The sequence below is a fragment of the Streptomyces sp. MS191 genome (assembly GCF_008042125.1).
Taxonomy (GTDB): Bacteria; Actinomycetota; Actinomycetes; order Streptomycetales; family Streptomycetaceae; genus Streptomyces.
In genome coordinates this window covers 1-9,822 of the sequence record NZ_RDBI01000206.1, presented here as the reverse complement: position 1 = coordinate 9,822, position 9,822 = coordinate 1, and the positions used below count along the sequence as shown (strand labels likewise).

Here is a 9,822-nt window from a genome sequence, read left to right as displayed (position 1 = left end):
TCCCCGCACCGTCGCCCCGGCCTCGCCTTCGCGGTGATCAACGGATCGACCTTCGCCGTTCACGTCCTGCTCGTCTGCACCACCGACGTCATGGCCGCTCCCTCTCGTGGCGGGACCGGATTCGGCGTGACCGCGCTCCTGCTCCAGGCGGCGCTGCTCGTCGTCACGGCGGTGCGCTACGACCGGCGTACGGACGTTCCGGCGGCCGAGGCGGACGCTCCCGCTACCCCCGGCCAGGGCGGACACCTCACGGCCCGTACGAGGGGAGGGTGGTGATGACACCGGACGTCCTGCTCGCCACACCGGGGCCGCTCGACCTCGGCAACCGGACACTGATCTTCGGGTGCTTCGTGACCTTCATCGTGCCCGTCCTGTTCCTCTGCGTCCTCAGCGGCCCCCCGAGGGACCGCATCAACGACTTCTACACGGCGGGCCGCACCCTGCGTCCCCTGCGCGGCGCCCTCGTCCTCTCCGGCGTCTACCTCTCCTCCGCCACCGTCCTCGGCACCACGGGCAGCGTCGCGGTCTACGGCTACGACGGCCTGTTCATCGCCCTGTGCACCGTGCTCTCGCTCGGGGTGCTCCTGCTGCTCGCCCGCCCCCTGCGCCGGAACGCGGGCTACACCCTGGGCGACACGTTCGCCCTGAACGCCCCCGGGCGGGCGACCCGGATCGCCGTCGCCGTGGTCACCCTGAGCACCTGCGTCCCCTACCTCGTGGTGCAGCTCTCCGGGGCCGGCGTGACCACCGCGGCGCTGCTCGGGCTGTCCGGCCCCGGCGTCGAGAAGACCGCCGTCGTCATGATCGGCACCCTCGTCGTCTGCACCACGGCGTTCGGCGGGATGCGCGGCACGGTCACCATCCAGGTCATCAAGACGGTCGTGCTGCTCTGCATGGCCCTGGCCGTCACCGTCGTGCTGCTCCAGCGCTTCCACTGGAGCACCGACGCGCTCATCGACGCCGCCCGGCAGGGAAGCGGCCGGCCCGCCGCCTACCTGCGCCCGGGACTGCGCTTCGCCGGCAGCGCCGAACCCACCCTCGACTTCGTCGGCCTCGTCCTCACCATCGTGCTCGGGGTGGCCTGCCTGCCCCATGTCGCCAACCAGCTCGGCACGGCGCCCGACGAAGCCGACGCCCGCCGAACGGTGCGTCACACCATCACGATCGTCGGCGCGTTCTGCTGCGCCACGGTGCTCATGGGGTTCGCGGCCGCGGCCCTGATCGGGACACCGGCGATCCTGACCGCGGATCCCGGAGCCAACGGCGCGCTGGTGATGGCCGCCGGCGAACTGGCCGGCGGCTCCTCCGCCGACGCCGGCGGCGCACTGCTCATCGTCCTGGTCGCCTCCGGTGTCTTCCTCACCACGCTGGCGGTCGTCGCGAGCGTCACCCTGGCCGCGGCGGGCACCATCGCGCACGACCTCTACACGCACGCGCTGCGGCAAGGGCGGACGACCGAGGGCCGCGAAGTGGCCGCCGCGCGCGTGGGGTCCGCCGTCGTCGGACTGCTGAGCATCACGCTGGCGGTCTGGTTCCAGGGGTGGAACATCCAGTTCCTGACCGCCCTCTCCCTGGCGGTGGCGGCGTCCACGCTGCTCCCGGCGCTCGTGTACGCCTTCCGCTGGCGGGGCTACAACCGGCGGGGACTGCTCTGGACCCTCTACGGCGGACTGGGCTGCGCGGTCGGGCTCTTCGCGTCCGGCCCGGTCACGTCCGGCAACCCCCTCGCGCTCTTCCCCGACCGGCACTTCGACTGGTTCCCGCTCCAGACGGTCGTCCTGGTGTCGATACCCGCCGCCTTCCTCCTCGGCTGGATCGGCAGCGTCGTCGGGGCCGGCCACGGCCGCAGGCGTACGGAGCCGACGGAACGGACGGAGCAGGTGCCGGCGGGGTGGGCGGCGCAGGCGCCGGAACGGGAGGCGCCGGACCGCAGCCGGACCTGAACCGCGGCGGGCCGGAGACGGGCGCGCTCCTCCGGCCCCGCAGCAGGCGTTTCCCCGCCGGAACAGCGGGAAGGCGAAGAGGAGCTTCTCTGAAAGGGTGGACATGAGCACGCGAGAGAAGGCGAAGGCCCGACTGGAGCAGGTCGTCGGGAAGGTCATGCGCAAGGCGGCCCACCTGACCGGCAAGAGGACCACCGGAGTCAAGGGCGCGGCCCTGCAGGCCCGCGGCAAGGCCCGGCACCTGAAGGAGAAGGGCAAGGACCGCATCGGATTCTGATGCGGAGCCCGGTTGCGGATCGGCGCCCGGTCGAGCGTGCCGGGCGCTGCCGTCGCGCGGGCCGGTCCCGGCAGGGCGATCGGAGCGCACGAGGCGGGCAGCCCGGCGCCCCGAAGGACGGCGCGAACAGGGCTACCGAAGCGGCCGCCCTCAGCGGGCCGTCGCGCTCGCCCGGAATCCCGTCCCCTCGTCACGTGTCGACCGTCTTCACGAAATCTCGACGCTTCCCGTGCCGTCACTTCACGATTCCGGGGCGTGACGGATGCCGCGCCGGTGAGAAGCGCAGGGACGCCCGCGACGCCCGAAGCCGGAGAACCCTGTGCCCCAGCCCACCTCCGCAGGCCTTCCGCCCGCGCAGACGCTCACCCAGACGATGACGACCGAACTCCTCACCGGTCTGCGGCCGGTGCGGATCGACACCACCCTCACCTACCGTTCCCGCGACCCGTTCACCGTGGGCATCGCCTTCCATCTCCTGGGCGAGGGCGTGATCCTCTGGCGTGTCGACCGCGACATGATCACCGCGGGCGCCCACGCCCCCACCGGAAGGGGCGACCTCCACCTTCGCCCCACCGCCGGCGACAAGGTCCTGCTGCGCCTGGGCCCGCCCGGGGACACCGCGACCGTCCTGGCGGACCGCGACCACCTGACCGAGATGGTGCGCCAGACGTACGTACTCGTCCCGCCGGGCAGCGAGGGCGCGCACATCGACTGGCAGCCGTTCCTCGACCACCTCGACGGCTGACGGCGTTCCGCCGCCGACCGGCACCGTCGCGCCCGGAACGCCACTCGGGCCCCCGACGCAGCCGGGTGCAGGGAAGGAGACCCGGTCGGCCCCGGTCCCGCACCGCTGCGCCATGCCGGACGCCCCCGCGTGCACGAAGCACGCGGGGGCGTCCGCTCGGGGCACCGCTACAGGACCCGGAGGACCGCTGCGGGAAGGTCAGCCGTGCCGCATGTCGTCCGGATCGATCGGAAGGGTTCCCGGTGTCGTCCGCGTGCCGCCCATCTGCGGCACGCCCGCGTCGGTCCCGCCCGGGGAGATCCGGCCGCGCCAGCCGCCACTCTCACGGCCGCGTTCCTCGATGAAGCCCTTGAACCGCTTCAGATCGCCCTTGACCCGGCGGTCGAGCACCCCGAGCGCGTCGCCGGTCTTCTCCGCCAGGCCCTCGGGCTCGAAGTCCATGGCCAGACTCACCCGCGTGTGCGCGGGGTCGATCTGCTGGAAGGTGACCACACCCTTCTGCCGCACGTCACCGTCGACCGTGCGCCACGAGATGCGCTCGTCCGGCAACTGGTCGACGATCTCGGTGTCGAACTCGCGCTTGACCCCGGCGATCTTCGTCCTCCAGTGGCAGTGCTCGTCGTCGATCTGCCGGACGTCCTCGACGCCTTCCATGAAACTCGGGAAGTCCTCGAACTGCGTCCACTGGTTGTAGACGTGGCGCAGGGGGACGTCGACGTCGATGGTTTCCTTCACCATGCTCATGAGTTCTCCTCCTTCGCGGCTTTGCCGCTCATTCGGTCTCATTGCGCCGCGTACCCGGACCCGAGCGACTCATTCACACCCGATGCCCCCGGCCGGCCCGCCGGCACGGACGTGGTCCCGTCCCACTCAGGAGCGGACGGCCGCGTCACCGGCTTCGTACGCCCGCCGGGGACGGCGGGACTTCCGCAACACCCCTGGGGGGCGTCCTGCCGGGCTCCCGGCCTGATCGACAAGACACCCCCTAGCATCTCCCTCGTGACGGAGTTCCTCGACAGTCCCCTGGACCGCGAATCGGTGGTGGCGTTCGTCCGCGAGCACGGGGACGGCGTGCTCTCGACACTCGGGCCCCAGGGCGCTCCGCAGTCGGCGTACCTCACACTGGCGATCACCGACGGCGGCGACCTCGTGCTGGACGCGCGTGAGGTCTCGCGCAAGGTGGCCAACCTGCGCCGGGACGGGCGCGTAGCCGTGGTCGTCGGGGGCCGGGAGGGCGTGACCCTCCAACTGGAAGGAATGGCCGACATCCCGTCAGGTGAAGAGCGACAGCGCTGCGCCGACGCCTACGAGACCGCCTTCCCCCAGTTCGCGTCCTCCCTCCACGACCCCGGGATCGTCGTCGTCCGCGTGAGGATCGCGTGGGCGCGGCTCGGTGACTTCCGAACCCCTGCCGCGGTCATGCGGGAGACCTCCGGGCCGTGGTGAGGTTCCGGCCCGCGGGTGTCCCAGAACCCCGTCCGAGCCGGCCGCCGACCCGGCAGGATTGGCCGCCACCCGAAGCGGGCAACCGCACTCGGTGACAAGGAACCCTCCGCCGGCCGCCACCCCCGACGGCCACCACGTCGTCATCGACGGCCGCCGCTGGCGTGCCACCGACCCCTCGGTGCCCGATGAGGCCCAGGCCCGGCTGCGGGTCCACCTGATGGCGGCTCGCAGGGCGGTCGCACAGGCGCGGCGCGCTCACGACCCGGTCGCCGAGGGCGAAGCCCGGAAGCGCGTACAGCGAGCGAAAGTCGCGCTCGGCGAGCGCGGCACGCCGTGGTGGGAGCAGGGCCCGGCCGAGCGGGAGGCGCGCTGGCGCGACGGTCTGGCCGCGCTGGACGACTGAGGCCACAGGGCCGGCGACCCGCGGGGAAGGTGCACCCCCGGCGACGCGGTCCACACCACCCCGGCCCGCCGGAGCGGCCCGCCCCGATCGACAGCTCCATGAATCAAACGGCAACCCACTCTCAGCCGCTGAAAGGCAACGCATGAGCATCCTGGAGAACGCGGAACCCACCGATGACACCGGTCAGGAGACCCGTGACGATGTGGAGGGCCGCAAGCAGCGCCTTCGCCGGCGGCTGGAGCGCCTGATCGGCATCGCGGCCACCGAAGGCAACGAACTCCTGCCGCTGCGCAACGGCGACGCGATCTTCCCCGCCATGCTCGATGCGATACGCGGCGCCGAGCACACCATCGACATGATGACCTTCGTGTACTGGCGTGGTCAGATCGCCCGCGACTTCGCCGACGCCCTGGCCGACCGGGCCCGGGAGGGCGTGCGGGTGCGCCTGCTGCTCGACGGCTTCGGTGCCAAGGAGATCGAACCGGGCCTGCTCGATGCCATGGGCGGCGCCGGTGTACAGATCGCCTGGTTCCGCAGACCGATGTGGCTGTCGCCGTTCAAGCAGAACCACCGCTGCCACCGCAAGGCCCTCGTCGTCGACGAGGACACCGCCTTCACCGGAGGTGTGGGCATCGCCGAGGAATGGTGCGGTGACGCCCGCGGCCCCGGCGAGTGGCGCGACACCCACGTGCAGGTCCGCGGCCCGGCCGTGGACGGGATCGCCGCCGCCTTCGCGCAGAACTGGGCCGAGTGCCACGACGAACTCTTCGACGACCGAGACCGCTTCACCGAGCACACCCAGGTCGGGACCTCGACCGTGCAGGTCGTGCGCGGCTCTGCCAGTTTCGGCTGGCAGGACATGCAGACCCTCATCCGCGTGATGCTGACCTCGGCCGAACAGCGCTTCCGCCTGGCCACCGCGTACTTCGCCCCGGACACCTACTTCATCGACCTGCTGTGCGCCACCGCCCGCCGGGGCGTCACGGTGGAGATTCTGCTCCCCGGCCCCCACACCGACCAGCGTGCGTGCCAGCTCGCCGGCCAGCACCACTACACCCGCCTGCTGGAGGCGGGCGTGTCCATCCGGCAGTACCAGCCCACGATGATGCACGCCAAGATCATCACGGTGGACGGCGTGGCGTCACTGATCGGCTCCACCAACTTCAACCGCCGCTCCATGGACCACGACGAGGAAGTGATGCTCGCCGTCCTGGACGAGAACTTCACCGCCACACTCGACCAGGACTACGACGCGGACCTCGAACGCAGCGTGACCATCGACCTGCGCCGCTGGAGACGGCGGGCGGCCGTGCAGCGTCTGCGGGAAGCGGCCGTCGTTCCCGTCAGACGCTTCCTGTAGTCCCCGCACACGGATGCGGTCCGGCGCCCCAGGGGGGAGGGGAACGCCGGACCTGCACAGCGCCTGCCCCGCTCCGGCCGGTCCACACCTCGACCGGACCGAAAAGAACGTGCGCCGTGGGCGGAGCGATCCGTCGCGCACGTGGTCGCCACCGGATCAGGAATCGCCCTCGTGCGGCCTCCGCTCATGGGCGCAGGTCGCGGCCGAGGCGGTCGTACGGATCCGCATGCGGCGCAGGAGATCGCGCGTGGTGCGGGCGCGGGAGGTGCTGCGCCAGGTGATCCCCGGGTGGCGGGAGCGCAGGTGCGAGAGCGCCCGGGTGCCCAGGCCGGTGCTGTGGAAGCGCTCCTCGATGACGACGGCGGTGATGACCCCCTCGGCGCAGTCGGCGCAGATCCGGTAGTGGACCTGGCCGACGACCTGCCGGATGTGGACGAGGAGCAGGCGTTCCTCGTCCGGCCCGGAGGCTCCCGGAATGTGCGTCGACAGGAAGTCGATCGCCCGGTAGGCCAGGATCCGGCGCCGGAGCCGGCCACGGAGCCGTCCTGGTCGTGAATGCCTGGCACCACCGTGGCCGGGCGTCGATGGGCTGCCCGTGAGGGCAGGCCCGAACAAGGTGCTCGTGGGACGTGCGTGTTGTCCGCGCATGAGAACCGTGTGCCCCGGCCATGGATCCGTACCCGTCCGGGTGCCGCACGCGTCGCCCCTGCCGGGAGCCCGTGCGCACACGGTGACGACGTCTCGCGGCGCCGCTCTCCGGCGCGACGGTTCAGCCGCCGGCCTCCATGGCGGCCAGACCCCTCGCCAGGTCCTCACCGTTCATCACCGGGGTGTACGAGATCTTCGCGCCCAGTTCGAGGAAGAACGGCTCCGCCGTCTTCGGCATGTCGGCGGACTCGGCCAGGTCGAAGAAGATGTACGCCGTGCGGCTGCCGTTCTCGGTGGTGAAGTACGCGGCCTCGGGGCGTATCGCCTCCATCGCCTTCTCCACCGTCTTCTGGAGGGTCCCCTGCTTGATGGCCTCGTTGGACGTCTGCGTGTCCATCTGAACCTTCAGCAACATACGCATGATGGCGGCCTTTCTCGGCCCGGGCAGGCGCTGCCGGAGGCGCGCGGTTCACACCCGGAGGCCCGTACCACCAGCGTCTCTCCATCCCGTCCCGCGGACCAGTCGGCGACCCGCGCGCCGACCGGAAGGCGGATCACCGGAAGGACGGAGCCCCGGCCGGGAAGGGGGAACCCGGCCGGGGCCGCGCGGCGTCAGCGCCCGGGGCACTCCTTCCATGCGAGGTGGTAGACGGTGCTGATGTCGCCGTCGGTGGAGTCCATGGTCATGTAGCTGGTGGTGGCCGGGTTCGACGTGCCGGCGTTCACCCGGAGCTCGGTGTTGATGTTGAAGTTCCGCTGCACACCGCACGGCGCCCACACGAGCTGCGCCCAGTCGGTGTCGTCGGTGGCCTGCCAGTTGTCCTCGTACGGGCCCCGGAAGGTGTGCGTCCGGGACGCCGTGTTCGGCGAGCCCTGGAAGTAGTACGACGCCTTCTCGGTGCTGCTCGCACCGGGGCGGAGTGACGCGTAGCCGCGGTAGTCGGCGCTGGCGATCGCGTAGGTGAAGCCCTGGGGCACGTGCACCAGAAGGTTGAGCTGGCAGTTCCTGCGGGCCGCGGTCGGGGAGGAGTTGCCGCCCACCTGCGCCAGGTACTCGCTGTACGTGACGGTGAAGGCCGTGTTGTCCTCGGACACGGCGATGGCGGCGGTGCCCAGGGGGCAGCCGGACCCGTTCACGGTGGCGATGTCGATGACGATCCTGTCCGGGGGCGGGTCGACGATCGACGACGGGCCCGCGTGCGCGGGCAGGGCCGAGGCGAACAGCGCGGCTATCGCTCCGCTGACCAGCAGGGGGACTCTCATGGTTCTCCCATCCAGTGCTTCGGTGCCGGGCGAGCGCGGGCGCACGGGTGCGCCCGGTCGCGGGGCGGGGGGTGCGGCGCGCCACCGGGGCGGCCGTCACGGACCTGGTGCGATGGATCGAGGACATCGATGGTGCGAAGGGGTAGTGCAGCCGACAACGGTTGAAGCATCATGTACATGTCAGTGACTGACCCCGGGCGCCCCACCGGTGCGGGCGGGGGTGGTCGAATGCTAGAAGCCCTGGCGCGGCAGGACAGGCGGTCGCCCGGCCAACTATGGCCAGGTGAAAGGGCTTTCCTTTGGCTCGGAACAGCGGGTGACGCCCCTGGCGCCCCACACGAACCGGGCGCCCCACGTGCCCCTCGACGGTTCAGCGGGCGCGTCGCCGCGCGAGGGGATCGGGCGTTCGCCGCCCTCGTTCCCCGGGTGGCGGGGGACACTGGTGGAGTGACGGACGGCGAACGGCAGACCGGACGGCAGACCGAAGGGCAGACCGGACGGCGCTTGGAGCGGGCGATCCTGGAGCTGCTGGACCGGCGCGGCCCGAGCGCGACGATCTGTCCCTCCGACGCCGCGAGGGCGGTGTACGCGGAGGACGGGGACGGCTGGCGCGACCTGATGGAGCCGGCCCGCCGCGCGGCCCGGCGGCTGGTCGAGGCCGGCGAGGTGGAGATCACCCAGCGCGGCCGCCCCGTCGAGCCGACGACGGCCCGCGGCCCGATCCGTATCCGCCGGACCGGCTGACACCCCCAACGGCTGACACCCCCACCGGCGGACCTCCCGTACGGACCACCTCCGTGGCCCGGAGCCCCTGCGGCCCCCACCGACCGCGCCGCAGCTGCTGGGCCCGTCGGCCGGGCGCGCTCAGGCCTGCGGCAGGGCCGGCTCGCGGACGAGTTCCGTGGCGTCGGGGAGCAGCGAGGTCAGTTCCTGCCAGATCCGCTTCGGGGCGACTCGCCTCAGCCGGAACGGGCTGCCCGCGTCGGCCCCGCCCTCAGCCATCGGCTCGGCGGGCAGCTCCCGCAGCCACGTGCCGAGCGGACCGCAGTCCCAGGCGGCGACCGTGCGGGCCGCCACACCCCGCACACCGTCCTCCTGTCCCTGCCAGGCGGCGGTCATACGCCAGTTGGAGCGCAGCTCCACGACCAGCTCCGCGAGCCGGGCGGCGACGGCGTCCGTCGCCCCCGCCTCGCCGAGTGCCGCGGTGACCGCGGTCCGCTCGTCCGCGCCGGGTGTGCCCGCCGCCTTCTCCAGGGCCGCAAGCCCCGCCTCCAGAGCGCCCACGGTCGTCTCCACGACTTCCTCCTCGCCGGGCCCGGCGACTTCCGACTGCCGCAGACCGACGAGGTCGGCGAGGGTCCACACGACCGTCCTCGGCTCCGCGAGCCGGTACTCCGCCTCCTCCTGGCCCGGCCAGGTCTCGTGGCGGACGACGTGGTCCTCGCCGATCAGGAGCCCGTGGTGGAGGGTGCCCTGCCGGCCTCCCGCCTCCAGGGAGACGATCACCGACGGCTGGACGAGGGTCCGCATCAGGGGCAGCAGGAGCGCGGACAACTCCCCGGCGTCGTTCGTCAGACCGCAGTCCCGCAGCCGCGCCGCGGCGGGCGCCATGGACTCCGGGACCGGCCGGCCGGTCGCGAGCCGGGCGAGGACGAGGACGTCGTCGTCGGACAGCCGGAAACGGGATCGGGTCACGTCGAAGGAAGGCATCAGTCGCTCACTCGGTAGGGCGGGCAG

At 72.2% G+C, this 9,822-nt stretch carries 13 protein-coding genes; 8 read left to right on the top strand and 5 right to left on the bottom strand.

The features are described 5' to 3' along the window. The 4 genes from EAO71_RS36485 to EAO71_RS36475 all read left to right on the top strand — a co-directional run. On the top strand, window positions 1-276 hold a 276-nt coding region (locus EAO71_RS36485), incomplete at its 5' end, for a hypothetical protein (protein WP_187282984.1). Continuing rightward, a complete protein-coding gene (locus tag EAO71_RS36480) occupies window positions 276-1,943 on the top strand; it encodes a sodium/solute symporter (RefSeq protein WP_147982078.1) in 1,668 nt (555 codons plus the stop codon). The genes EAO71_RS36485 and EAO71_RS36480, both read left to right, overlap by 1 nt. Before the next feature lie 103 nt (window positions 1,944-2,046). Beyond that, window positions 2,047-2,220: a hypothetical protein gene (locus tag EAO71_RS38120; RefSeq protein ID WP_187282983.1), complete on the top strand. Its 174-nt coding sequence runs from the start codon at window positions 2,047-2,049 to the stop codon at window positions 2,218-2,220. A 373-nt stretch (window positions 2,221-2,593) separates the two neighbouring features. Continuing rightward, complete coding sequence (locus EAO71_RS36475) at window positions 2,594-2,965, top strand: SsgA family sporulation/cell division regulator (protein WP_261992526.1); 372 nt, start codon at window positions 2,594-2,596, stop codon at window positions 2,963-2,965. 198 nt (window positions 2,966-3,163) lie between these two features. Here the strand turns inward: EAO71_RS36475 and EAO71_RS36470 are convergent, their stop codons facing one another. Continuing rightward, the gene (locus EAO71_RS36470) at window positions 3,164-3,709 is read right to left on the bottom strand and encodes an SRPBCC family protein (RefSeq protein ID WP_147982076.1); all 546 of its coding nucleotides are present in this window, start codon (window positions 3,707-3,709) and stop codon (window positions 3,164-3,166) included. 255 nt (window positions 3,710-3,964) lie between these two features. Here EAO71_RS36470 and EAO71_RS38115 point away from each other — a divergent pair, with 255 nt between their 5' ends. The 3 genes from EAO71_RS38115 to EAO71_RS36455 all read left to right on the top strand — a co-directional run bounded on the left by EAO71_RS38115 (window position 3,965) and on the right by EAO71_RS36455 (window position 6,174). Then, window positions 3,965-4,411 carry a pyridoxamine 5'-phosphate oxidase family protein gene (locus tag EAO71_RS38115; RefSeq protein WP_187282982.1) on the top strand — a complete coding sequence of 149 codons (447 nt, stop codon included), beginning with the start codon at window positions 3,965-3,967 and terminating at the stop codon, window positions 4,409-4,411. 91 nt (window positions 4,412-4,502) lie between these two features. Then, window positions 4,503-4,814 carry a hypothetical protein gene (locus EAO71_RS36460; protein ID WP_147982074.1) on the top strand — a complete coding sequence of 104 codons (312 nt, stop codon included), beginning with the start codon at window positions 4,503-4,505 and terminating at the stop codon, window positions 4,812-4,814. 142 nt (window positions 4,815-4,956) lie between these two features. Further along, complete coding sequence (locus EAO71_RS36455) at window positions 4,957-6,174, top strand: phospholipase D-like domain-containing protein (RefSeq protein ID WP_261992525.1); 1,218 nt, start codon at window positions 4,957-4,959, stop codon at window positions 6,172-6,174. 156 nt (window positions 6,175-6,330) lie between these two features. On the opposite strand, the gene EAO71_RS36450 is transcribed toward EAO71_RS36455, so the two are convergent. From EAO71_RS36450 to EAO71_RS36440, 3 genes are all read right to left on the bottom strand, one after another. Then, window positions 6,331-6,822: a hypothetical protein gene (locus EAO71_RS36450; RefSeq protein WP_261992524.1), complete on the bottom strand. Its 492-nt coding sequence runs from the start codon at window positions 6,820-6,822 to the stop codon at window positions 6,331-6,333. Window positions 6,823-6,943: 121 nt separating this feature from the next. Beyond that, complete coding sequence (locus tag EAO71_RS36445; RefSeq protein WP_147982073.1) at window positions 6,944-7,243, bottom strand: hypothetical protein; 300 nt, start codon at window positions 7,241-7,243, stop codon at window positions 6,944-6,946. A 191-nt stretch (window positions 7,244-7,434) separates the two neighbouring features. Then, window positions 7,435-8,085 (bottom strand): DUF4360 domain-containing protein, encoded by a 651-nt coding sequence (locus EAO71_RS36440; protein ID WP_147982072.1) that lies wholly within the window; start codon window positions 8,083-8,085, stop codon window positions 7,435-7,437. Window positions 8,086-8,532: 447 nt separating this feature from the next. Between EAO71_RS36440 and EAO71_RS36435 the strand changes: the two genes are divergently transcribed. Beyond that, window positions 8,533-8,829, top strand: coding sequence for a DUF3253 domain-containing protein (locus EAO71_RS36435; protein ID WP_147982071.1), 297 nt, complete (start codon window positions 8,533-8,535; stop codon window positions 8,827-8,829). Between the two features lie 120 nt (window positions 8,830-8,949). Here EAO71_RS36435 and EAO71_RS36430 read toward each other — a convergent pair. Beyond that, on the bottom strand, window positions 8,950-9,822 hold an 873-nt coding region (locus EAO71_RS36430; protein WP_261992523.1), incomplete at its 5' end, for a hypothetical protein.

Bases quoted from the DNA above. Each gene is read 5' to 3' on its own strand.
- EAO71_RS36450 (WP_261992524.1), bottom strand. From the start codon at position 6,822: ATGCGCGGACAACACGCACGTCCCACGAGCACCTTGTTCGGGCCTGCC.
- EAO71_RS38120 (WP_187282983.1), top strand. From the start codon at position 2,047: ATGAGCACGCGAGAGAAGGCGAAGGCCCGACTGGAGCAGGTCGTCGGG.
- EAO71_RS36475 (WP_261992526.1), top strand. From the start codon at position 2,594: ATGACGACCGAACTCCTCACCGGTCTGCGGCCGGTGCGGATCGACACC.
- EAO71_RS36480 (WP_147982078.1), top strand. From the start codon at position 276: ATGACACCGGACGTCCTGCTCGCCACACCGGGGCCGCTCGACCTCGGC.
- EAO71_RS36470 (WP_147982076.1), bottom strand. From the start codon at position 3,709: ATGAGCATGGTGAAGGAAACCATCGACGTCGACGTCCCCCTGCGCCAC.
- EAO71_RS36440 (WP_147982072.1), bottom strand. From the start codon at position 8,085: ATGAGAGTCCCCCTGCTGGTCAGCGGAGCGATAGCCGCGCTGTTCGCC.
- EAO71_RS36445 (WP_147982073.1), bottom strand. From the start codon at position 7,243: ATGCGTATGTTGCTGAAGGTTCAGATGGACACGCAGACGTCCAACGAG.
- EAO71_RS36455 (WP_261992525.1), top strand. From the start codon at position 4,957: ATGAGCATCCTGGAGAACGCGGAACCCACCGATGACACCGGTCAGGAG.